This is a genomic window from Herbaspirillum sp. SJZ106 (genome assembly GCF_006715495.1).
Lineage (GTDB): Bacteria > Pseudomonadota > Gammaproteobacteria > Burkholderiales > Burkholderiaceae_D > Herbaspirillum.
On the sequence record NZ_VFNI01000002.1, the window covers coordinates 195,308 to 217,645 of the forward strand.

Genomic DNA, 22,338 nt, shown 5'->3' on the forward strand with positions numbered 1-22,338 from the left:
CATTGCCGGCGATGGCCGTATCCCGAAACGCAACCCTGACAAGCAGCTGTTGCGGCCGCGCCAGGAAGGGCAATGCCCTTCCTGGCGGCTTTCTTGGGGCCTGTTGTTAATTGGCCTTAGTAATATCCCGAGCGAATCACAGGGCATTGAATAATATATTGGACAACTGGGGCCGCCCACGGCACCCTAGTGCTCCTTTTCGTTCGCAGCTCTGAGGAGACACCCAACATGCCTACCTACCGTTCCTATACCACCACCCAAGGCCGCAACATGGCGGGCGCCCGCGCATTGTGGCGCGCCACCGGCATGAAGGATGGCGATTTCTCCAAGCCCATCATCGCCGTGGTCAACTCGTTCACCCAGTTCGTGCCGGGCCACGTGCACCTGAAGGACCTGGGCCAGCTGGTGGCGCGCGAGATCGAGGCGGCCGGCGGCGTAGCGAAAGAATTCAACACCATCGCCGTCGACGACGGCATCGCCATGGGCCATGACGGCATGCTGTACTCGCTGCCCTCGCGCGACCTGATCGCCGACTCGGTGGAATACATGGTCAACGCCCACTGCGCCGACGCCATGGTGTGCATCTCCAACTGCGACAAGATCACCCCGGGCATGCTGATGGCCGCCATGCGCCTGAACATCCCCGTGATCTTCGTCTCCGGCGGCCCGATGGAAGCCGGCAAGGTTATCAAGACCGTCAACACTGACAAGAAGATCATCAAGCTGGATCTGGTCGACGCCATGATCCAGGCCGGCGACCAGAACATCTCCGACGCCGACGTGGCCGAAGTCGAACGCTCGGCCTGTCCGACCTGCGGTTCCTGCTCCGGCATGTTCACCGCCAACTCGATGAACTGCCTGACCGAAGTGCTGGGCCTGTCGCTGCCGGGCAACGGCACCATCCTGGCCACCCACGCCGACCGCAAGGAACTGTTCCTGCGCGCCGGCCGTCAGATCGTGGAACTGGCCAAGCGCCACTACGAGCAGGACGACTACTCCATCCTGCCGCGCAACATCGCCACCAAGGAAACCTGGGAAAACGCCATGACCCTGGACGTGTCCATGGGCGGCTCCACCAACACCGTGCTGCACCTCCTGGCCGCCGCGCATGAAGCCAAGGTCGAATTCACCATGGCCGACATCGACCGCATCTCGCGCAAGGTGCCCTGCCTGTGCAAGGTCGCGCCGATGACCAACAAGTACCACATCGAAGACGTGCATCGCGCCGGCGGCATCATCGCCATCCTGGGCGAGCTGGCGCGCGCCGGCCTGCTGGACACTTCGCGTCCCACCGTGCACAGCAAGACCCTGGGGGAGGCCATCGAGAAATACGACATCCGCGTCACCAGCGACCCGGCCGTGCACAAGCTGTTCCGCGCCGCGCCCGGCGGCGTGCCCACGCAAACCGCGTTCTCGCAGGAAGAGCGTTTCGAGACCAGCGACCTGGACCGCGCCAACGGCTGCATCCGCGACATCGAGCACGCTTACTCGAAGGACGGCGGCCTGGCGGTCCTGTACGGCAACATCGCCGAGAAGGGCTGCATCGTGAAGACCGCCGGCGTGGATGAAAGCATCCTCAAGTTCTCCGGCACCGCGCGCGTGTTCGAAAGCCAGGAGGCCGCCGTGGAAGGCATCCTGGGCGACAAGGTGCATGCCGGCGACGTTGTCATCGTGCGCTACGAAGGCCCCAAGGGCGGTCCGGGCATGCAGGAAATGCTGTACCCGACCTCGTACATCAAGTCCAAGGGCCTGGGCAAGGCCTGCGCGCTGTTCACCGACGGCCGTTTCTCCGGCGGCTCCTCGGGCCTGGTGATCGGCCACGCTTCGCCGGAAGCGGCCGAAGGCGGCGCCATCGGCCTGGTGGAAGAAGGCGACATGATCGACATCGACATCCCCAACCGCACCATCAACCTGCGCATCTCCGGCGACGACCTGGCCAAGCGCCGCGCCGCCATGGAAGCGCGGGGCGACAAGGCATGGCAACCGGGCAACCGCGAACGCGTGGTGTCGCAGGCATTGCAAGCCTATGCCGCGCTGACCACCTCGGCCGACCGCGGCGCGGTGCGCGACCTGTCGCAGCTTAAGCGCTGATGCAAACGCTAATGCAAATGCTGATGCAAATGCTGATGCAAATGCTGATGCAAGCGTGAGCGCCGGAAGAAACCCGCCTGAAGTTCGAGGCGGGTTTTTTTTCGTGGCGGCGATGTATTGCGGTCCTGGCCAAGTTCGACTACTACCGGTTGGCCGCTGAGCATTCCGGGCTACGCCTTGTTCGATGCCGCGCTCCACTACGACTTGCCGAGCTGGCGCCTGTCGCTGACCGGCAGCAACCTGTTCAACCGCGACTATGTCACTGGCTGCTATTACGATGGGCGCTGCATCTATGGCAACAGCCGGCAGGTGCTGGCGACGGCGCGTTACCGCTGGTAAGGCGCGTCGATGCGAATGAGCGGCTAGGCCGGCAAGCCTTGTCTTCGTCGCAGTTCCCGGATGAGGCCGCTATGGTCCAGCTCGCCGTCGCCGTGCTCGATCATGTCGGCGAACAGGCGGTCGGCCTGGTTGAGCATCGGCAGCGACAAGCCCACGCTGTGCGCGAAGGCGATGGCGGTGCGGGTGTCCTTGAGTTGGTACTTGGCCGGTCCGCCGGGCGTGAAGTCCGAGGCGATCATGCGCAGCGCATGTTGGCGCAGGATGGTCGAATCGGCGAAGCCGCCCAGCAGCGCCTCGCGCACCTTGGCGACGTCGGCGCCGCCATGTTCGGCCAGCAGCATGGCTTCAGAGACGCTGGCGATATTGGCTGCCACCATCATCTGGTTCACCAGCTTGGCGAGCTGCCCGCAGCCTGCCGGGCCGACATGCGTGGGCCGGCCCATCAGCGCCAGCAACGGCTGCGCGGCGTCCCAGGCCGGTGCGGCGCCGCCGGCCATGATGGCCAGCGTGGCTTCCCTGGCGCCCTTTTCCCCGCCCGAGACCGGCGCATCCACATAGAGCACGCCATGTTCGCCGGCCGTGGCCGCCTGCCGCCGCGCCGTCTCCACCGGGATGGAACTCATCACCACCAGCAGCGCGCCCGGCTTCATCGCGATGATCAGCCCTTGTTCGCCCAGCAGCAGCTCGTCGCAAGCCGGGCCGGAACTGAGCATGCAGACCAGGGCATCGGCATCGCGTACCGTGTCCGCTGCGGCGGGCACCAGCTGCGCGCCCAGTGTTGCCAGCGGCGCGGCCTTGGCCAGCGTACGGTTCCAGGCCTTGACCGCCAGCCCGGCGCGCAGCAGGTGGCCGGCCATGGGCAAGCCCATGATGCCGGTGCCGATGAAGCCGATGGTCTTCATGCGGGGCTTCCTTCCCAGTGCCGGTGCATCTGGCCGAAGCGCACCGGCAGCTCGCGCACCACCAGTGCCGGGAAACCGGCCTGGAAGCGTTTGAGATGGGGCGTGTCGAGATGCAGGTCGAAGGCGCGCCGGTCGTCGTACAGCTCGTAGAACAGCACGTGGTTGGTGCCGTCGAGCCGCACTACATCGAAGCGTTGGCAACCCGCTTCGCTATTGACGGAATGATGGGCATCGTCATGCGCCAGCGCGAGAAAAGCCGCCATGCAGGCCGGCTTTACCTCGAACTCCGCGATGACGGCAAATGCGTCTGCGTTTGCCATGCGCACCCCTAGCGGACGTTGCCGCGCGCCTGGTTTTCCATCTCGCGGCGCAGCGCCACCACATCCAGGTCGTTGAGCAGTTCCACGTCCTCGAAGCGCACCACGGTGTCCTTGGCGACGGCGCGCTTGAGCTTGACGTTATGCGCCAGGCCGATCGGCAAGGCGCCGTGGGCCAGGCTTTTGGTCGCGGGAATGGCGTTGGCCCAGACCGCGTAGCCGCCTTCGCCGTCGAGGAATTCGCCCGGCTTCAGGTCGCGCTTGGCGGTGGCCACGGCATCGCCGCGGAACTCCTTGGAGCAGCCGGTCGATTCGCCGCGCAGCACGGCCGACAGCACGCTGATGCTGGTTTCCAGGCCGATCATGTGGAACGGGCGCCACATCGAGCCGTACCAGCCCGACTTGTCCACCAGCAGACCGTATTGCTTGAAGCAGGCGCGCGCATATTCGGTCGGCGCCTTGAAGGTGACGAACACGCCGTAGCGGATGTTGTTGAACACTTCGCGGCCGTCGGGCTCCTGGCTGGCGGCGATGTCGACCAGGCCGGCGCGCGGCAGGCGGCCGCCTTCGGATGCGGGCTTGAACACGCCGGCCAGGTCATGCAGTCCGGTCGGCGGAAACGCCAGGCCGTCATCCGGGCAATCCAGGCCGGTGCCGTTGGCCACCGCCGCCATTTCGATCGCGGCCTTGGTGCCGTCGGTGAAAGAGTTGTACATCTTGGGATTGAAGTCGCCCTTGGCCACTTCTTCATCGGTCCAGCCGAAATAGCCCCAGACGGTATCCGGCGTCGAGTAGCGGTAGCGCGGCTCGAAGTTCATGCCCTTGCCGGCCGAGACCAGTTCGAAGCCGCACGAGCGCGCCCAGTCCACCAGTTCGCAGATGATGGCCGGCTGGTCGCCATAGGCCATGCTGTAGACCAATCCCTTGGCCTTGGCGCGCGCCGCCAGCAGCGGGCCGCACATGGCGTCGGCTTCGACGTTGACCATCACCACGTGCTTGTTGCCGTCGATGGCCGAGAGCGCATGGCGCACGCCGGCGATCGGATGGCCGGTGGCTTCGATGATGCATTCGATCTCTTCGCAGTCGGCCAGCGCGGCGGCGTTTTCCAGCACGCAGGTGGTGCCGTTCTTGACGGCTTCGCCCAGGCTCTTGGCGGCGTAGCGTTCCTTGGGCCAGCCCACGCGGTTGAGCGCGGCATGCGTCTTTTCGACGTTGAGGTCGGCCACGCCGACCACGTGCATGCCTTCGATATGCTGCGCCTGGGCCAACACCATGGAGCCGAACTTACCGGCGCCGATCAGGCCGACGCGCACCGGGCGGCCGGCGGCCGCGCGCTCGCGCAGCAAGCTGTACAAATTCATGTCAATTCCTTCTCGTAATGTGCGGCGGCCCGATGCGTGAAGCGTCATGCGGGCGCCGGATGCGACTGACTCGTCAAAGCGGCAGGGATGGGTTCCTTGCCGTGTCTCCTTTTTGCGGGGCGGCTGCGGTGTGAAGCGAGCGCGCAGCCAACCCGTGCAAAAAAGTTTAATCAGCGCATCTTGTTAAAACAATTAACATTTACGATAGGAATGCTTAGTTTTTCTAATTATTTGCCGCCGGGCATGCCGGGCGGGATGAATTGCTGCGCCTGCCACTGCTTCACTTCTTCTTTGAGCCAGTCCAGGAACAGGCTGACCTTCTTCTTGCGCAGGCTGTCCACCGGGCACACCACCCACTGCGTGGTCTGCGCCACCCGCGGCGGGTGGCGCAATGGGCAAACCAGCGTGCCCTCGCGCAGCTCGCGCCACATCATGAGCGAACTCTCCAGCGCCAGGCCGATGCCGTCGGCGGCCGCGTCGATGGCCATGTGGCTGCGGTCGAACAGCACGCGCCGCATCTGGTTCGGCGCACTGAGCTTGTTGAGCGAAAACCAGTAGGGCCATTGCACCTGCGACTTCACCGACTGGATCAGGCGGTGCTGCGCCAGGTCTTCCGCGTTCAGGCTGCCGGGCGCGGCGTAGCCGGGGTGGCACACGGGGAAGAACAGTTCTTCGGTCAGCCCTTCGGTGTAGAGCCCCGGCCATTGGCCGCGGCCGTGGCGGATTTCCACATCCACCGTTTCACGCGTGAAATCGGTGACCTCGTTGGTGCCGTTGAGGCGCACTTCGAGGTCGGGATTGGCGTCCAGAAAACCCTTCAGGCGCGGCAGCAGCCACTTACTCGACAGCGTGGGCGTGGCGCGCACCGTCAACAGGGTGACCGGCCGCAGGCCGCGGATGCTTTGGGTGGCCTCGGAGATGCGGTCGATCTCTTCGGCGATCAAGGAGAAGTAGCGCTCCCCCGCCTCGGTCAGCGCCACGCCGCGCCCCACTTTCACCATCAGGGATGTGCCCAGGTGCGTCTCCAGCGCCTGGATCTGCTGGCTGACGGCCGAGGGCGTCACATTGAGTTCGTCGGCGGCCGCCGAAATGCTGCCGGAGCGGGCGGCGGCGTGGAATACGCTGATGGCGCGAAGCGGCAGATACATACGCTAACCCTTTAAATTTTCTAAAGATTAATGAAAAATAAATTAATTGTACTTCACCAATAAACCTTTTAAATTCAAGCTCGAATGCACCGTAGCAGCCACAGAGCTGCACTATCAGGACATGGTCGCCAGCCCGCTGCAACCGGCAGGCGGCACTCCTCCGACACATAAAAACTGGAGACACAGCATGAGCAAAACCAACCCGCCGCGCGGCGTGTCGCGCCGCTCCGTCCTGGCCGCCGCCGCGGCCCTGCCGCTGGTGACGATCTGGAGCAAACCGGCGCGCGCCGCCGAATTCAACTACAAGCTGGCCACCGGCCAGTCGCTCGACCAGCCGATCAACGCCCGCTTGAAGCAGGCCACCGAGCGTATCCGCGAAGCCAGCTCGGGCCGGCTCGACATCCGTTTCTTCCCGGCCAGCCAGTTGGGTTCCGATACCGACCTGCTGACCCAGGTGCGCACCGGCGGCGTCGAGTTCCTCAACATCGCCGGCTCGGTGCTGTCGACCGTGGTGCCGCTGGCGGCCATCACCAATGTCGGCTTCACCTATTCCGATTACCAGCAAGTGTGGTCCAGCGTGGATGGCGAACTGGGCAAGATCATCCGCGCGCAGATCGACAAGAGCGGCATCGTGTCGGTCTCCAAGGCCGCCGACAACAGCTTCCGCCAGATATCGTCGACTTCCAAGCCGATCAAGGCCCCGGCCGACCTGCAGGGCTACCGCATCCGCGTGCCGGTGTCGCCCATGTTCACCTCTCTGTTCAAGGCGCTCGGCGCCAACCCGACCTCGATCAACTTCAACGAGCTGTACACGGCGCTGCAAACCAAGCTGGTGGACGGCCAGGAAAACGGCTTGGTCGCCATCGATGCCGGCAAGCTGTATGAAGTGCAGAAATACATCAGCCAGACCAACCACATCTGGGACCCGTTCTGGCTGCTGGGCAACCGCCGCGCGTTCAACAATCTGCCGGACGACCTCAAGGCGATCGTGCGCCGCGAATTCGACCGCGCCAGCGTCGAGCAGCGCGGCGATGTCGAACAGCTCAACGTCTCGCTCAAGGAGCAACTCACCAGGAAGGGCATCGTCTTCGACAGCGCCAATCGCGACGCCTTCCGCAAGGCGCTGGCCGACGCCGGGTTCTACAAGGAATGGAAAGACAAGTTCGGCGCCGCGCCGTGGGCCGCGCTGGAATCGGTCGTCGGGAAGATGACATGAGTGCCGTGCACAGCATGCAGCCGGGCGCGGCGATGGGAACGCACGATGCCCCGCGCAGCCTGATCGACGCCTGCCAGCACTGGTTGCAGAAGTCGGTGGAGACGCTGGCGGCGGTTGTGCTGGTGGCCGAGGTGGCGATCCTGATGGCCGGCATCGTCGCGCGCTCGGTGCTGCACAGTTCGCTGGTGTGGAGCGACGAGCTGGCCTCGATCCTGTTCCTGTGGCTGGCCATGCTGGGCGCGGCGCTGGCGGTGCAGAAGAATTGCCACATGCGGCTGACCTTCTTCATCTCCAAGCTGCCGCCGCGCGCCCAGGTATGGGCCGAAACGCTGGCCATCGGCGTCACGCTGGTGCTGCTGGCGCTGGTGCTGCACCCCAGCTTCGATTATGTGGAAGACCAGGGTTTCGTCGAAACGCCGGCGCTGGGATGGAGCGGCATGGTGCGCGCGCTGGCCTTGCCGGCCGGCTTCGTGGTCGCGCTCGCCAGTTGCGTGCTGCGCCTGCTGCAGCATGGCAAGCGCGACGTGGCCAGCGTGGCGGCGCTGCTGGCGCTGGTCGCCGGCGGCTGCTACCTGGCCGCGCCGATGCTGGCGGCGATGGGGCAGCAGGCGCTGCCGGTGTTCTTCCTTGGCATGCTGGGCGTGGCGGTGATGGCCGGCGCGCCGATCGCCTTCGCCTTTGCCATCGCCACCAGCGCCTACTTGCTGTGCACTACCTCGACCCCGCTGGTGATCGTGGTCGGGCGCATGGACGAGGGCATGAGCAGCCTGATCCTGCTGGCCGTGCCGATGTTCGTGCTGCTGGGCCAACTGGTGCATGCCACCGGCCTGGCGCGCGTGATGGTCGAATTCCTGGCCTCGCTGGTGGGCCACGTGCGCGGCGGCATGTCGTATGTGCTGCTGGGGGCGATGTTGCTGGTGTCGGGCATCTCCGGATCGAAGACCGCCGACATGGCCGCCGTGGCGCCGGTGCTGTTTCCCGAAATGCGCAAGCGCGGCATGCAGGACAGCGAATTGATTTCGCTGCTGGCCGCCTCCGGCGCGATGAGCGAAACCATCCCGCCCTCGCTGGTGCTGATCGCAATCGCCTCGGTGACCGGCATCTCGATCGCGGCGCTGTTTACCGCCGGCATCCTGCCGGCGATCGTGCTGGCCGTGGTGCTGGCGGTCGTGGCCTGGTGGCGCGCCGGCAGCGACCATGTGGAAACCGCGCGCGCTCCCGCCAAGTACGTGCTGCGCACCTTCGCCATCGCGCTGCCGGCATTGCTGCTGCCGTTCGTGATCCGCACCGCCGTGGTCGAAGGCGTGGCGACGGCGACCGAGGTCTCGACCATCGGCATCGCCTATTCGCTCATTGTCGGCCTGCTGATTTATCGGGGCAGCCTGAAGTGGAGCATGGGCATGCCGATCCTGGTGCAGACCGCCGCCTTGTCGGGCGCGATCCTGTTCATCGTCGGCGCCGCCAGTGCGATGGGATGGGCGCTGACGCAATCGGGCTTCTCGCACGACCTGGCCGCCATGATGACCCATGTGCCGGGCGGCACCACCGGCTTCCTGCTGGTGTCGATCGTGGCGTTCATCGTGCTGGGCAGCGTGCTGGAGGGGATTCCCGCCATCGTGCTGTTTGCGCCCTTGCTGTTTCCGGTCGCGCACCAGCTCGGCATCCATGAAATCCACTACGCGATGGTGGTGATCCTGGCCATGGGTTTGGGCGTGTTCGCGCCGCCATTCGGCCTGTGCTACTACGCCGCCTGCATCATCGGGCAGGTGCCGCCGGAGACCGCGCTCAAGCGCATCTGGCTGTATCTGGGCGTGTTACTGGCGGGGTTGGTGGCCATTACATTCATTCCCGCGATTTCAACCTGCTTCCTCTGAATCGCGATTGCCGGGCAGCAGGCTGCAAGCGCGGCCGGCGCGGACTGTGGCCGCGCCGGCCTTGCCGATACGCGCTCGGGCGGCGGCATCGGCTGCAGTGACTTTTTCTCACAGGGCGCGGCTTTAATATCCATTGAGCCGGCGTTTTCCGTCTCTCATAATCTGCTCCAATCATGCATGCTTCGGCACGGTCGATCCGGCGCCGCAGCGAAAAAATTGGGACAGGAGACAACGTGGAAGAGACGCAACGCAAGAGCAACGGCAGGGTAGCAGTAATCACCGGAGGCGCGGCCGGCATCGGCGCCGAAGTGGGCGAGCAGCTGGCGGCAGCCGGCTATCACATCGTCATTGCGGACCTGGATCTGGCGGCGGCGCAAGCCACCGCTGCACGCTTCCAGGGCCAGGGCCATGCGGCATCGGCGCTGCAGATGAACGTGGCCGACGCGCAATCGATCGCCGCCGGCTTCAGCCAGATCGGCCAGGAGTTCGGGCGCTGCGACGTGCTGGTCAACAGCGCCGGCATCGCCAAGGTCTTGCCTTTTGTCGAATACCCGCTCGACATCTTCCAATCGACCATGAACGTCAACGTCACCGGCAGCATGCTGTGCGGCCAGCACGCGGCGCGCCTGATGATCCCCAAGCATTGGGGCCGCATCGTCAACATCGCCTCGGTGGCCGGCATGCGCGCCGTGGGCAGCGGCCGCACGGCCTATGGCACTTCCAAGGGCGCGGTGATCGCATTGACGCGCCAGATGGCGGTCGAGCTCTGCCCGCACGGCATCACCGTCAATGCGGTGGCGCCGGGGCCGGTCGATACGCCGATGACGCGGGTCCTGCATACCGATAAATTCCGCGAAGAATATACGCGCGCCATCCCGATGAAACGTTACGGCACGACGGCCGAGATCGCTTCGGCCGTGACCTATCTCGCCTCGGATGGCGCTTCGTATGTGAACGGCATCGTGCTGCCGGTGGATGGCGGGTTCCTGGCGCATGGCGCCGGTTCCATCTGAGGCCTGTTTGCAAAGGTTGGCGCACCGGCGCCGTTTTCGATGGCTCCGGTGCGCAGTGATGAATCAGCAGTCAGGAGTGGCCGGCGAGGCGCAGGATGCGTTGCGCCATGCGGACGTTGGCGTAGTCGACCATCTTGCCGTCGACCGACACCGCGCCCTTGCCGTTGCGTTCGGCATCCTCCATGGCCGCGACGACGCGCTGCGCGAATGCCTGTTGCGCAGCGTCCGGAATGAACGCATCGCGCGTGGCTGCGATTTGCGATGGGTGGATGACCTGTTTTCCATCGAAGCCCATCGCCGCCGCTTTCTCGGCCCAGGCCTGGGTGAGCGTGGCATCCCGGTACGCGCCGCATGGGCCGTCGACGGCGCGCAGGTTGAATGCGCGGGCTGCGACCAGGAGCCGCATCATCGGATAGGCGAACAGGTCGAGCGGCGCGCTCAGGTAGTTGCCCGCGGCAGCAACGGTTTGCCGGTAGCCGTCCGGCGAACTGCCGATCTCCGTGCTGCGGGCGCCGATGGAAGCGGCGAAATCGCCGACGCCAAGGTGCAGCGCCGAAACCCGCGCATGGCTTTGCGCCAGCGCATCGACTTGCACCAGGCCGAGCGCGGTTTCGATGAGCAGTTCCAGTTGGAGCGGTTGGGCGCGCGCCGTTTCGGATGCATCCAGCCAGCCGGCAATGGCGGCGATGTCGCCGCAGCGTTCGGCCTTGGGGATGATGATGGCGTCGAGCCGGGAGGCCTTCTTGGCCAGCGTCTCGATTTCGGCTTGCAGGAAACGGCTGCCAAAGGCATTGACGCGTACGGCCACATGCTTGCCGCTCCAGTCGAGTTCCTGCAGCGCCAGCAAGGCGTCGTCCAGCGCCTGCTGTTTTTCGGACTCGGGAACCGCGTCTTCCAGGTCGAGGAAGACGGCATCGGCCTGCGAGCGGGCCGCCGACTCCACCAGCCGTCGCCGATGGGCCGGCACGGCAAGGAAGGTGCGCACGATGCGTACGGTTTGCCCGGAGCTGGCCGGAGTCATGCGGCGCTCCGCTGGCGCAAATGTTGCAGGCCGAGCTCGCCCAGGATGGCGTCGTTGTGCTGGCCCACGGCAGGAACCGGATGCATGGCCGGTTCCAGGCCGTCGATCGTGATGGCGGGCAGGAACATGGTTTGCGGGCCGTGGGGCGAGTCCACTTCGCGGGTGCGCTTGCGGGCATGCAATTGCGGATGCCGCGTGAATTCTTCCACCGTGTTCATGCGCGCGTTGGCAATGGCGGCCTGGTCCAGCCTGGCGAGCAGCTCGTCGCTGCTCCAGCGGGCGAAGCGTTCTTCGATGAGCTGTTCGAGCGCATCGCGGTTGACCAGCCGCTGCGGATTGGTGGCAAAGCGGGCATCGGTGCCGACGGACGGGTCTTCCAGCACCGTCTGGCAGAACGACTCCCATTCGCGGGCGTTCTGGATGCCGAAGAAGATGCTGCGGCCGTCGCCGGCGCGGAACGGGCCGTAAGGAGCAATCGTGGCGTGGCGCATGCCGGTGCGCTTGAGCGGTGCGCCGGTGCCGCTGGTGTAGAAGGCCGGATAACTCATCCATTCGGCCATGGAATCGAACAGCGAGACTTCGAAGGCGGTGCCCTGGCCGGTGCGTTCGCGATGATAGAGCGCCATGAGGATGCCGTTGAGGGCATACATGCCGGTAGCGGTATCGGCAATGGCCAGCCCGCATTTGGCCGGTTGCTCTTCGGTGCCGTTGATGGCGAGGAAGCCCGATTCGCACTGGACCAGCAGGTCATAGGCTTTTTTCTTGCCGTACGGGCCGCCGCTGCCGTAGCCGGAAACGTCGCAGGCGATCAGCGCCGGAAAGCGCTTGACCAGCGTGCGCGCGTCGAGCCCGAGTTTGGCGGCGGCGCCCGGCGCCAGGTTTTGCAGGAACACATCGGCCTTGGGCAGCAGCGCGTCGAGGACCTGCTTGCCCTCGGGGCTCTTGATGTCGAGCGCCAGGCTTTCCTTGGAGCGGTTGGTCCAGACGAATTGGCTGGACATGCCGTTCATGGCGGTGTCGTAGTCGCGGCAGAAGTCGCCCCGGCCCGGACGCTCGATCTTGATCACCCGCGCGCCCCAGTCGGCCAGGTGGCGCGAGGCGATCGGTGCGGCAATGGCTTGTTCAAGCGTCACCACGGTGACGCCGGAAAGAGGAAGTGGCATGTCTGGTCTCCAGGACGGTTGGATTTTTCGTTGTAACGAGGCGAATGTCGTGCCGATGAAAAATCTTAGCCCGCAAAAGGAGACGCCGGGAAATACTCTTTTTGACTAGGGGGTATAGCCAAAACCAATGTGGTGGGCGCCTGCCGCCGGCCAGGGAGGTTAGGGCGTTACCTTCAGCGACGGCGCCAGGTCGGCCACGATCGCCTGGATGCAGTCCTGCACCGCGCGCGATGCGGCGGTCTGCGGGACGGAATTGAGGCGGCACAGCGCGACCGAGCGCTCCAGCGTCGGCTCCACCAGATAGCGCGCCGGCAGTTCGCCGTGGCTGCCGATGGTGATGAAGCCGGACAGGATCGTGGCGACGCTGCCGCGGCGGGCCAGCGAGAGCATGGTGGGCAGGGAGTCGATATCGGCGACGACGTTGAGCTCCAGCCGTTCGGCGGCAAACGTGCGTTCCACCAGCAGGCGCAAGCCGTTGGATTTGCCCGGCAGGACCAGCGGCACGCCGGACAGCATCGACAGCGGCAGCGACCGCGCCATCGGATCGCCGATCCAGGCCGCGCCGTGCACGGAGAGCAGTTCGTTGAACAGCGGGATGACGCTGATGCCGCGCGTCTCGGTCTCGCGGAACAGGATGGCCATGTCCAGCCGGCCGTTGGCCAGCAGTTCGGAGAGGCTGCCGCTCATGCTCTCGATGATCTGCAGTTCGATGCCGGGATACCTGCTGCGCATGCGGTCGAACAGCGGCACGGCGATGACGGTGGCGACGCTGGTGGGCAGGCCGATGGCGACCGGGCCGGAGAGTTCGTACTCGCCGCGGCGTACTTCGGCGCGCATCTGTTCGACCTGGCCGAGGATGGTTTTTGCATGCCGGTACATTGACAGTCCGGCCTCGGTCGGCCGCACGCCGGACCAGCTGCGCAACAGCAATGGAAGACCCATGTCGCCTTCCATTTCGACGATCTGCTGGCTCAGCGAGGGTTGCGAAATGGCCAGCTTCAGCGCGGCCTTGGAAAGGCTGCCGGCTTCGACGACGGCCACGAAGTAACGCAATTGTCGTACGTCCACGAACTTGTCTCCTACAGGTTCCATGGCGGGCGCCACACATGGAGAAACGATGGAAAAGCGGTGTTTTTACGGTTGGTATAGGCGTGGATTATATCCTCTATTGGCAATTCGTATTTGTAGCGCGGGCTTTTAACTCCCTATACTTTTTTCCAGCACCGGAGCAAGGCCCCGCCTTGCAACGATGGCCAATACCGCCGCAACACCACTACAACGATCGAGACATCAGGAGGCATCACCATGGCTGCACAAGCCCAGACCATCTTCATCAACGGCGCCTGGAGCGCCGCAGCATCGGGCGCGTCCATCGACGTGCGCAACCCTTCCGACGGTGAAGTGTTCACTGCGATTGCGCGCGGCGCCAAGGACGAAGTCGAGCGCGCGGTGCAGGCCGCGCGCCGCGCGCTGGCAGGCGCCTGGGGCAGCATGGCAGGCTTCGAGCGCGGCCGTATCCTGGCCCGGCTGTCGCAACTGATCCTGGACAACGAAGAAGACCTGGCGCAGCTTGAGGCGCGCGACACCGGCAAACCGATCAGCCAGGCCCGCACCGACATCAAGGCCACGGCACGCTACTTCGAGTTTTATGCCGGCGCCTGCGACAAGATACTGGGCGACGTGCTGCCGTTCCTCGACGGTTTCCAGGTGACCGTCCAGCGCGAAGCGCGCGGCGTGGTGGGATTGATCATCCCGTGGAACTACCCGGCGTCGATGTTCGGCCGCACGCTGGGCCCGGCGCTGGCGACCGGCAACACCGCCATTCTCAAGCCGGCCGAAGACGCCAGCATGAGCTGCATCCGCCTGACGCAACTGGCCGCGCAGGCCGGCTTGCCGGCGGGCGTGCTCAACCTCGTCACCGGCCTGGGCGAAGAGGCCGGCGCGGCCTTGTCGAACCATCCGGATGTGGATTTCCTGTCCTTCACCGGCTCGCCGGAGGTGGGCACGCTGATCCAGACCGCGGCGGCGAAGAACCACGTGCCATGCGTGCTGGAGCTGGGCGGGAAATCGCCGCAGATCGTCTTCGACGATGTCGATGCAGAACTGGCCGCCAGGACGATTGTCGGCGTCATCACCCAGAATGCCGGGCAGACCTGCTCGGCCGGCAGCCGCGTGCTGATCCAGCGTTCCATCTACGACCGCTTCTCGGCGCTGCTGGCCGAAAAGATGGCCGCCATCCGCGTCGGCGCGCCGGCGGCCGACTTGCAATGCGGCCCGGTCATCAACGCCACCCAGGCCGACAAGGTCAAGGGATTCATCGACCGCGCGCGAAAAGACGGCATCAAGGTGCTGGCGCAAGGGGGCATGGATGCCAGCGTAGTGAAGACGGGTTACTTCGTGCCGCCGACCTTGTTCGGCCCGGTGCCGACCACCCATGAACTGGCCCAGGACGAAGTGTTCGGGCCGGTGCTGGCTGCCATTCCGTTCGAGGACGAAGCCGAGGCGATTGCCATCGCCAACGGCACCGAATACGGCCTGGTGGCAGGCCTGTGGACCGAGAACGGCGCGCGCCAGATGCGCGTGGCCAAGAAGCTGCGCGTCGGCCAGGTATTCATCAACAACTACGGCGCCGGCGGCGGCATCGAACTGCCGTTCGGCGGCGTCAAGCGCAGCGGGCACGGCCGCGAAAAGGGCCTGGAAGCGCTCAAGGAATACACCGTCGCCAAGACCATCGTGCTGCGCCACGGTTGAACAGAACAACGCCATCCCATCAGGAGACAGACTGCATGACACCCATTCCGGAGTTTTCCCGCGCGGCCGTGCTGCGCGAATTCAAGGCGCCGCTGAAGATCGAAGAAGTGCCTGTGCCGCGCGAGCTCGAACCCAATGCCGCCATGGTCAAGATCGAGATGTGCTCGATCTGCGGCACCGATATCCATTTGTGGCAGGGCTCCCTGTCGCTGAAGGTGAACCTGCCCGTGATCATCGGCCATGAAATGGTGGGCCGGGTGATCCGCGCCGGCAAGGGCGTGGAGACCGACTCGGTCGGCACGCCGCTGAAGGTCGGCGACCGGGTGGTCTATACCCATACTTCCTGCGGCGGCTGCTATTTCTGCACCACTGCGCGCAAGCCGACGCTATGCATCAACCGCCGCGCCTACATGTATGAAAACATCGAGCAGTCGCCTTACTTGCTGGGCGGGTTTTCCCAATACGGTTACGTGCTGCCGCAGTCCGGCCGCTTGCGCGTGCCGGACTCGGTGCCCAATGAGCTGGCCAGCCTGTCGAGCTGCGCGCTGCGTTCGGTGATGAACGCCTTCTCGCAACTGGGCGAGATCGAGCCGACCGAGACCGTGCTGATCCAGGGCGCCGGCCCGCTGGGCCTGCTGGCGACGGCCAATGCCCGCGTCCGCGGCGCCCGCAAGATCATCGTGGTCGGTTCGCCGGCGCCGCGCTTGGAGATGGCGCGCCAGTTCGGCGCGGATGTCTGCATCCCGGTGGAAGGCACGACCCCGCAGGAACGCCTGGACCTGGTGCTGCAGCACACCGAAGGGCGGGGCGCCGACATCGTCATGGAGTTCACCGGCGCGCCATCGGCCTTCAATGAAGGCTTGGCGCTGGCCCGCAAGGGCGGCCGTTACCTGGTGGTCGGCCAGTTGGGCGAAGGCGCCACCACGATGCAGCCGTCGATGATCGTCAAGAAGAACCTGCAGGTGATCGGCTCGTTCTCGGGCGATGCGCGCAGCTATTCGCTGGCCCTGCAGTTCCTGGAAAAGCACCAGGACGATTTCCCGTTCCAGAAAATGATCACCGGCCGCTACAAGCTCGATGAGGTCAACCTGGCGCTGGAGCGCATGAAGAATTTTGAGGAGATCAAGCCCGTGATCGCCGTCGACTGAGCGATGCCGGCAGCGCTGCGATAGAGAACCAGGCAGAGAACCAACGCATACCAAGGGTAGGGAGACAGCCGATGCTGCGGCAGGGTACCGCCTTGCCGTCGCCAGGCACATAAACGCCGACAACGGTCGGCAATTACATCAAGGAGATAGCAATGACTTTCGATCGCCGCAAATTCCTCATCACCGGGGCAGGTTCCGTCGCGTTGGCCGCATCCGGCGTGATGGGCGCACCCTGGATTCGCCGTGCACATGCGGCCGAGTTCACCTACAAGGTCGGTACCGACTTGCCGGCTTCGCACCCGCTCAATACGCGTATCCAGGAAGCGGCCGATGCCATCAGGAAGGAAACCGACGGGCGCATGGAAATCCGCCTGTTCCCCAACAACCAGTTGGGCGGCGATCCCGACATGTTCGCCCAGTTGCGCGCAGGCGCGCTGGAGTTCTTCACCTTGTCCGGGGTGAACGCACTGTCGGCGCTGGTGCCGAAGACGGCGATTTCGGGCGTCGGCTTTGCCTTCAAGGATTACAACCAGGTGTTCTCGGCGCTGGACGGCGAACTGGGCGCACACCTGCGCGGCCTGATCAACAAGGCGGGACTGGAAGTGCAGGACAAGATCTGGGACAACGGCTTCCGCCAGATCACCAGCAGCGTCAAGCCGATCGCCACGCCGGGCGACCTGAAAGGCATGAAGATCCGCGTTCCGCCGGGACGCGTATGGATTTCCTTGTTCCGGGCCCTGTCGGCGGCGCCCACTTCGATCAGCTTCAATGAAGTGTATTCGTCGCTGCAGACCCGGGTGGTGGAAGGCCAGGAGAATGCACTGGCGGTGATCGATTCGGCCAAGCTGTTCGAAGTCCAGAAGTATTGCTCGATGACCAGCCACATGTGGGATGGCTTCTGGTTCCTGGGCAACCGCAACGCCTGGCAGAAGTTGCCCTCCAGCGTGCGCGACGTGGTGTCCAGGCATCTCAATGCCCATGCGATGAAGCAGCGCGAAGATGTCGCCAGGCTGAATGCTTCGCTGCAAAAGGACCTGGAGGCGAAAGGCCTGGTCTTCAACCGGCCCAACATCGATGCCTTCCGCGATGTGCTCAAGAAGGGCGGTTTCTATGCCGAGATGCAAAAGACCTTCGGCGATGAAGAATGGTCGCTGCTCGAAAAAGTCACAGGGAAGCTGGCATGACTCCGGCCATCGCTGAAGAGTTCGCCGCAGCGCGCGGCGGCGAGGCAGTGGTTGCCGGGCCGCCGCATTCCATGCCCGGCTGGCTCAAGCGCATCGACCATGCGCTGGGGCTGATGGTGGCCGTGCCGGCCGCGCTGCTGGTGCTGGCGGAGATCGTGCTGCTGTTTTCCGGCGTGGTGATGCGGTATGCCTTCCACAACCCCTTGTCCTGGGGCGATGAGCTGGCGGCGATATTGTTCCTCTGGCTGGCGATGACCGGCGCGGCCACCGCCTTGCATCGCGGTGCGCACATGCGGATGACGGCCATCGTCAACCGTGCGGGAAAAGAGTGGGGCAAGATCTGGGACAACGTCGCCCTGATGTCCAGCATGCTGTTCCTCGGCCTGATCCTGGCGCCGGCATGGGCCTTCATCAGCCAGCAATGGGGATTGGTGACGCCGGCGCTGGAGTTCAACGATGGCTGGCGCGTGGCCGGGATCATGTATGCGGTGCTTTGCATGCTGGCCATGTGCATCGTCCGCCTGCTGGCGATCGGCTGGAAGCAGATGCTCGGCGGCATCTGCATGGTGGCGCTGGCGGTGTTCGCGCTGGAGTTCAGCGGCCCGCTGCTCAAGGACCTGGGCAACCTCAACTTGCTGATCTTCTTCGTCGGCGTGGTCGGCTTCACGGTGCTCAGCGGCATGCCGATCGCCTTCTCGTTCGGCCTGGCGACGTTCTCCTATTTGTCGCTGTCGACTACGATGCCGCTGGAAATCGTGGTCAGCCGGATGGACGAGGGCATGTCGCAGCTGCTGTTGCTGGCGGTGCCGATGTTCGTTTTCCTAGGCTTGCTGATCGAGATGACCGGCATGGCCAAGGCGATGATCAATTTCCTGGCCTCGTTGCTGGGGCATGTCCGGGGCGGCTTGTCGTATGTGCTGGTGGGGGCGATGTACCTGATTTCCGGAATTTCGGGGTCGAAAGCGGCGGACATGGCGGCGGTGGCGCCGATCCTGTTTCCAGAGATGACCAAGCGCGGGGAGAAGCCGGGCGAGCTGGTGGCATTGCTGTCGGCCACCGGCGCCCAGACCGAGACGGTGCCGCCGAGCATTGTGTTGATTACCATCGGTTCGGTCACCGGCGTATCGATCTCGGCGCTGTTTACCGGCGGCTTGCTGCCGGGCCTGGTGCTGGGTCTGGCCTTGTGCGTCCTGGTCTGGTGGCGCGCCCGCAAGACGACGCCGTCGGCGGCGCGGGCCTCGGGCCGCGAAGTCGGCAGCACCTTGCTGGTGGCCATTCCGGCGCTGGCGCTGCCGGTCGTGATCCGGGTGGCGGTGGTCGAAGGCGTGGCCACCGCCACCGAAGTGTCGACGGTGGGCATCGTGTATGCCGTCGTTGCCGGCCTGCTGCTGTACCGCACCTTCAACTGGAAACGCATCGGGCCGATGCTGGTGGAAACGGCGGCCCTGTCCGGCGCCATCCTCATCATCATCGGCACCGCCACGGCGATGGCATGGTCGCTGACCCAGTCCGGCTTTTCGCACAACCTGGCGCTGTTCATGGAGAACCTGCCGGGTGGGGCGATCGGTTTCATGGCCATGTCGATCGTGCTGTTCGTGGTGCTGGGCAGCGTGCTGGAGGGGATTCCCGCCATCGTGCTGTTCGGGCCGCTGATGTTCCCGATCGCCCGCGAGGTGGGCATCCATGAGGTGCAATACGCGATGGTGGTGATCCTGTCGATGGGCCTGGGCCTGTTCTCGCCGCCGTTCGGCGTCGGCTACTACGGCGCCTGCGCGGTCAGCAAGACCCATCCCGATGCCGGCATCAAACCGATCATCGGCTACATGGTCGCGCTGCTGATCGGCATCATCGTGGTCGCGGCCATCCCGTGGATCTCGATCGGGTTCCTCTGATATCGGAAACACATTCCGCAGCTTGGTATGTGGATTTGGCGGCAACTCCGGTTGCCGCCTTTTTTTATGTGCGACGGACCGGCGGAGAAAACAGCGCGGGAATCAGCGCGGGAATCAGCTGGGGAATCGGCACGACAAAGCGATACCCGCCGGACTGGGCCGGATGGGTATCAGCGGAGGGGGGAAAATGGAGAAGGAAGAGGATGCGACGACGACGGTTCAAAGGTTGTTGCCGCGCAATGCCGTGACGAAGAAATCGGCATTGCCCATCTGGCCGCCTTTCAGGGAAATTTCCAATCCGCGCAATTCTTCCTTGTCGGAGATGACTTGGCACAATGGGGCGCCCGGCGCCAGCTTGGCCGAGATTTCCAGCGCGTCCGGCCCCAGCACCTGCGTGATCTGGCTGGACGTATCGCCGCCGGAGAGGATCAGGCGCTGCAGCGGCGCCGCCTTGAGGATGGCTTGCGTGAGCAGGCCCAGGCGCTGGCCCAGCAGGCGTCCGCCCTGGTGGCGCGCCTGTTCGCGGTCCATGCCGCGCTGCGCCAGGCTGGCGATCATGGCATCGATGCGCGCATCACCGGGGCCGCGCGCGGTATGGATGATGACGCTGCGCCCGGCGTGCAACGCGGCGACGGCCCGTCGCGCCATCGTCGCCTGCGCGTCTTGCCAGGTGTCGTCGCCGACCAGTGCGGTCGCGTCGACGGCGATCTCTTCAAAGCCGGCATCGATGGCGGCATCGACCTGCTGCGCGCTGAGCGGCGAGGCGCTGCCTGAGACGGCCAGGATGCAGGCGGCGGCATCCACATGCCGGTAACTGCGGCTGGCTTGCGGCAAGCGGCCTTGCGATTGCCACCATTGGGTCAGCGCATATTCCAGGCCTGAAGAGCCGACGGCGAAGAGCGTTTTGCGCGATGCCCGGCGCAATTGCGCTTCACGCTCCAGCAGCCGTCCGAGCTCGGTCAGGTGATCGCTGCTGGCGGTATCGAGCAGCACGGCGGCGGCGTCGGCAAACTGCGCATCCAGTTCCTGTTCGCGCACCTGCGGCGCAAGTTCGAACAAGGGCAGGTGAAAATTGCCGATCGGCAGTGCGGTTTGCCGGCCCAGGTGCGCGGCCAGGTCGCCTTCATCCATCGGCGTGACGGGGTGGCGGCGCATGATGGGATGGCGGTCGATACGGTAGACCCGGCCGTCGGTGCCCGAACGCGCAAACAGGTTCCCGAACAGGCAATAGCGCTGCAGCGCCGGCGTGCCGGCAACGATGGGAATCGCATCGGCGCCGATCTGGGCGCGCGCGATCTCCATGACCCGGCCGATGCTGCCGATGGCCGGCGAACTGTCGAAGGTCGAGCACACCTTGTAATGCACGATGGGCGCATCCAGGGCGTGCAGCGCCTGGAACACCGGCGGCAGGGCGACATCCATTTCCGCCGGCGACATGCCGCGGCTGTCGCCGGCCACGCCGATGGCGTCGAAGCCGCCCAGCCGCTCCAGCATGGCCGGCGTGGGCGCTTTCAGAAAGAGCGCGCAACGCAGTCCGGAGAAGGCAAGCACTTCGAGCGCATCGGTCGAGCCGGTGAAATCGTCGCCATAGAATGCCAGGCGCAAGGTCGGGGATTGTCCGTTGCCGCGCATGCTCAGTCCTTGTTGAAATAAGCCAGTGCCGCCTTCAGCGCCGGACGGGTCTGGGCATATTGTTCCAGCGAGACGCCCGACACTGCCGCCTCCCATCCTTCCTTCATGCTGGCCACGCCCGCTGCGATTCCTTGCGGATGCCCGATGATGCCGCCGCCGGCCAGGTGCATCAGGTCGGTGGATTGCAGCAGGCGGTACAGGTCGGGCGCTTGTCCGGCCCATTGCCCGGAAGAGAACACCGGCATCAGCGGCCGGGTGCCGGCGAAACCGGCCAGGCACTGCCTGGCCGAAGCGATCACGGAATCGTCCGGTTCCCAGAATTTGCCGCGCAGGCCGTTGACGTGCAGATGGTCCACCCCTGCCAGGCGCCACAGCTTCTGGTAGGCGGTGAACGAGAAACCGAGATGGGGAAAGCGCGTGAACGCGCCCCAGCCATTGCGATGGCCGTGGATCGGCAACTGCGTGTGGCGGCGCAGATGCTCTACCCCGGCAAAGCCGACCCAGTTGGCGCTGACCATCACGCAGGTGCCGCCGGCAGCCAGCACGGCGTCATGGCGCTGGCGCAGCTCTTCGATGCTGCCTGAGATATTGATGGCATACATGGGCATGCGTCCCAGGCGGTCGGCATGGCGCTTGAGCACCGGCATGACGGCTTGCAGGCGGGCGTCGAAGCTGGCGTAGTCGGGATCGGACAGCAGTTCGTCGTCCTTGATGAAGTCGATGCCGGCCGCGCATAGCGCATCGACCATTTCCGCCGTTTGTTCAGGCGACAGGCCGATGCTCGGCTTGATGATGGTGCCGACGATGGGGCGGCCATGCACCCCGGCGAATGCGCGTGTGCCTTCGATGCCGAACCTGGGGCCGGGAAAGCGCGCGGCGTAATCGTCCGGCATGTCGATGTCGAGGATGCGCAGGCCGGTGATCTCGCCCAGCTCGAACAGGTTGCCGGCGACGGTGGCCAGCAGCGAAGGCAGGTTGGCGCCGACATTGGCGCACGGGAAGGCGATTTCTATTTCACCGCGATGGAACACGCCTTGATGGCCGTTGCGTTCGGCGTGGGCGCTGCGCAGCGACGGCTCCATGGCCGGCGGCAGCATGGCGACATGGGTGACGCGGGCGCGCGAACGTTGCTTGAGCTCTTCGGTTTCGCCGGGCAGGGAAAGAAAGGTCCCGCTGGATTGTTCGCCGGCGATGATTTCCGCCGCCTTCGGAATGGGGACGGTGCTTTCGACGAAATAGCGGGCGGTGAATTCTTTGCGTGGAGAAGGTTGGTTTGGCATGTCGGC

Annotated in this window: 18 protein-coding genes; 9 read left to right on the plus strand and 9 right to left on the minus strand. The window is 65.0% G+C overall.

What is annotated here, in order from left to right; genetic code table 11:
• Positions 1-228 precede the first annotated feature (228 nt).
• Positions 229-2,091 (plus strand): dihydroxy-acid dehydratase, encoded by a 1,863-nt coding sequence (ilvD, locus tag FB598_RS06090; RefSeq protein ID WP_141914016.1) that lies wholly within the window; start codon positions 229-231, stop codon positions 2,089-2,091.
• A 117-nt stretch (positions 2,092-2,208) separates the two neighbouring features.
• Entirely contained in the window at positions 2,209-2,430 is a 222-nt protein-coding gene (locus tag FB598_RS06095; RefSeq protein ID WP_141914015.1) for a TonB-dependent receptor, read from the plus strand.
• 23 nt (positions 2,431-2,453) lie between these two features.
• Here the strand turns inward: FB598_RS06095 and FB598_RS06100 are convergent, their stop codons facing one another.
• The 4 genes from FB598_RS06100 to FB598_RS06115 form a co-directional block, all read right to left on the minus strand.
• Positions 2,454-3,332, minus strand: a complete 879-nt coding sequence (locus FB598_RS06100; RefSeq protein WP_141914014.1) for an NAD(P)-dependent oxidoreductase — start codon at positions 3,330-3,332, stop codon at positions 2,454-2,456.
• Complete coding sequence (locus FB598_RS06105; protein ID WP_141914013.1) at positions 3,329-3,652, minus strand: putative quinol monooxygenase; 324 nt, start codon at positions 3,650-3,652, stop codon at positions 3,329-3,331. The genes FB598_RS06100 and FB598_RS06105 overlap by 4 nt, the downstream gene beginning before the upstream one ends.
• An 8-nt stretch (positions 3,653-3,660) precedes the next feature.
• Positions 3,661-5,010, minus strand: a complete 1,350-nt coding sequence (locus FB598_RS06110) for an NAD(P)H-dependent oxidoreductase (protein ID WP_141914012.1) — start codon at positions 5,008-5,010, stop codon at positions 3,661-3,663.
• A 227-nt stretch (positions 5,011-5,237) separates the two neighbouring features.
• Complete coding sequence (locus FB598_RS06115; RefSeq protein ID WP_141914011.1) at positions 5,238-6,158, minus strand: LysR substrate-binding domain-containing protein; 921 nt, start codon at positions 6,156-6,158, stop codon at positions 5,238-5,240.
• A 187-nt stretch (positions 6,159-6,345) separates the two neighbouring features.
• Here FB598_RS06115 and FB598_RS06120 point away from each other — a divergent pair, with 187 nt between their 5' ends.
• The 3 genes from FB598_RS06120 (at position 6,346) to FB598_RS06130 (ending at position 10,261) form a co-directional block, all read left to right on the plus strand.
• Positions 6,346-7,374 carry a TRAP transporter substrate-binding protein gene (locus FB598_RS06120; RefSeq protein ID WP_141914010.1) on the plus strand — a complete coding sequence of 343 codons (1,029 nt, stop codon included), beginning with the start codon at positions 6,346-6,348 and terminating at the stop codon, positions 7,372-7,374.
• Positions 7,371-9,248 carry a TRAP transporter large permease subunit gene (locus FB598_RS06125; RefSeq protein WP_183405697.1) on the plus strand — a complete coding sequence of 626 codons (1,878 nt, stop codon included), beginning with the start codon at positions 7,371-7,373 and terminating at the stop codon, positions 9,246-9,248. The genes FB598_RS06120 and FB598_RS06125 overlap by 4 nt, the downstream gene beginning before the upstream one ends.
• 233 nt (positions 9,249-9,481) lie before the next feature.
• Complete coding sequence (locus tag FB598_RS06130) at positions 9,482-10,261, plus strand: SDR family NAD(P)-dependent oxidoreductase (RefSeq protein ID WP_255515732.1); 780 nt, start codon at positions 9,482-9,484, stop codon at positions 10,259-10,261.
• Between the two features lie 70 nt (positions 10,262-10,331).
• Here FB598_RS06130 and FB598_RS06135 read toward each other — a convergent pair whose 3' ends face one another.
• The 3 genes from FB598_RS06135 to FB598_RS06145 form a co-directional block, all read right to left on the minus strand.
• A complete protein-coding gene (locus tag FB598_RS06135) occupies positions 10,332-11,282 on the minus strand; it encodes a CoA ester lyase (RefSeq protein ID WP_141914008.1) in 951 nt (316 codons plus the stop codon).
• Entirely contained in the window at positions 11,279-12,445 is a 1,167-nt protein-coding gene (locus tag FB598_RS06140; protein WP_141914007.1) for a CaiB/BaiF CoA-transferase family protein, read from the minus strand. Before FB598_RS06140 ends, FB598_RS06135 begins: the two co-directional genes overlap by 4 nt.
• A 159-nt stretch (positions 12,446-12,604) precedes the next feature.
• Positions 12,605-13,537 carry a LysR substrate-binding domain-containing protein gene (locus tag FB598_RS06145; protein WP_221292208.1) on the minus strand — a complete coding sequence of 311 codons (933 nt, stop codon included), beginning with the start codon at positions 13,535-13,537 and terminating at the stop codon, positions 12,605-12,607.
• 213 nt (positions 13,538-13,750) lie between these two features.
• On the opposite strand from FB598_RS06145, the gene FB598_RS06150 reads away from it, so the two are divergent.
• The 4 genes from FB598_RS06150 (at position 13,751) to FB598_RS06165 (ending at position 19,420) form a co-directional block, all read left to right on the plus strand.
• Positions 13,751-15,196 (plus strand): aldehyde dehydrogenase family protein, encoded by a 1,446-nt coding sequence (locus FB598_RS06150; RefSeq protein WP_141914006.1) that lies wholly within the window; start codon positions 13,751-13,753, stop codon positions 15,194-15,196.
• Between the two features lie 35 nt (positions 15,197-15,231).
• Positions 15,232-16,344 (plus strand): zinc-binding dehydrogenase, encoded by a 1,113-nt coding sequence (locus FB598_RS06155; protein ID WP_141914005.1) that lies wholly within the window; start codon positions 15,232-15,234, stop codon positions 16,342-16,344.
• Positions 16,345-16,496: 152 nt separating this feature from the next.
• Positions 16,497-17,528: a TRAP transporter substrate-binding protein gene (locus FB598_RS06160; RefSeq protein ID WP_141914004.1), complete on the plus strand. Its 1,032-nt coding sequence runs from the start codon at positions 16,497-16,499 to the stop codon at positions 17,526-17,528.
• A gap of 71 nt (positions 17,529-17,599) precedes the next feature.
• Entirely contained in the window at positions 17,600-19,420 is a 1,821-nt protein-coding gene (locus FB598_RS06165) for a TRAP transporter large permease subunit (RefSeq protein ID WP_221292241.1), read from the plus strand.
• Positions 19,421-19,639: 219 nt separating this feature from the next.
• On the opposite strand, the gene FB598_RS06170 is transcribed toward FB598_RS06165, so the two are convergent.
• Together FB598_RS06170 and FB598_RS06175 are read right to left on the minus strand one after the other, a co-directional pair.
• Positions 19,640-21,052, minus strand: coding sequence for a four-carbon acid sugar kinase family protein (locus tag FB598_RS06170; RefSeq protein ID WP_141914002.1), 1,413 nt, complete (start codon positions 21,050-21,052; stop codon positions 19,640-19,642).
• A gap of 2 nt (positions 21,053-21,054) precedes the next feature.
• Positions 21,055-22,332 (minus strand): ribulose-bisphosphate carboxylase large subunit family protein, encoded by a 1,278-nt coding sequence (locus FB598_RS06175; RefSeq protein WP_141914001.1) that lies wholly within the window; start codon positions 22,330-22,332, stop codon positions 21,055-21,057.
• Positions 22,333-22,338: the final 6 nt, after the last annotated feature.

What these genes read in the sequence shown, in the direction of transcription:
- FB598_RS06115 (WP_141914011.1), bottom strand. Translation starts at nt 6,158, where the DNA reads ATGTATCTGCCGCTTCGCGCCATCAGCGTATTCCACGCCGCCGCCCGC.
- ilvD (WP_141914016.1), top strand. Translation starts at nt 229, where the DNA reads ATGCCTACCTACCGTTCCTATACCACCACCCAAGGCCGCAACATGGCG.
- FB598_RS06110 (WP_141914012.1), bottom strand. Translation starts at nt 5,010, where the DNA reads ATGAATTTGTACAGCTTGCTGCGCGAGCGCGCGGCCGCCGGCCGCCCG.
- FB598_RS06105 (WP_141914013.1), bottom strand. Translation starts at nt 3,652, where the DNA reads ATGGCAAACGCAGACGCATTTGCCGTCATCGCGGAGTTCGAGGTAAAG.
- FB598_RS06160 (WP_141914004.1), top strand. Translation starts at nt 16,497, where the DNA reads ATGACTTTCGATCGCCGCAAATTCCTCATCACCGGGGCAGGTTCCGTC.
- FB598_RS06145 (WP_221292208.1), bottom strand. Translation starts at nt 13,537, where the DNA reads ATGGAACCTGTAGGAGACAAGTTCGTGGACGTACGACAATTGCGTTAC.
- FB598_RS06150 (WP_141914006.1), top strand. Translation starts at nt 13,751, where the DNA reads ATGGCTGCACAAGCCCAGACCATCTTCATCAACGGCGCCTGGAGCGCC.
- FB598_RS06120 (WP_141914010.1), top strand. Translation starts at nt 6,346, where the DNA reads ATGAGCAAAACCAACCCGCCGCGCGGCGTGTCGCGCCGCTCCGTCCTG.
- FB598_RS06135 (WP_141914008.1), bottom strand. Translation starts at nt 11,282, where the DNA reads ATGACTCCGGCCAGCTCCGGGCAAACCGTACGCATCGTGCGCACCTTC.
- FB598_RS06125 (WP_183405697.1), top strand. Translation starts at nt 7,371, where the DNA reads ATGAGTGCCGTGCACAGCATGCAGCCGGGCGCGGCGATGGGAACGCAC.
- FB598_RS06175 (WP_141914001.1), bottom strand. Translation starts at nt 22,332, where the DNA reads ATGCCAAACCAACCTTCTCCACGCAAAGAATTCACCGCCCGCTATTTC.
- FB598_RS06170 (WP_141914002.1), bottom strand. Translation starts at nt 21,052, where the DNA reads ATGCGCGGCAACGGACAATCCCCGACCTTGCGCCTGGCATTCTATGGC.
- FB598_RS06155 (WP_141914005.1), top strand. Translation starts at nt 15,232, where the DNA reads ATGACACCCATTCCGGAGTTTTCCCGCGCGGCCGTGCTGCGCGAATTC.
- FB598_RS06140 (WP_141914007.1), bottom strand. Translation starts at nt 12,445, where the DNA reads ATGCCACTTCCTCTTTCCGGCGTCACCGTGGTGACGCTTGAACAAGCC.
- FB598_RS06100 (WP_141914014.1), bottom strand. Translation starts at nt 3,332, where the DNA reads ATGAAGACCATCGGCTTCATCGGCACCGGCATCATGGGCTTGCCCATG.
- FB598_RS06165 (WP_221292241.1), top strand. Translation starts at nt 17,600, where the DNA reads ATGCCCGGCTGGCTCAAGCGCATCGACCATGCGCTGGGGCTGATGGTG.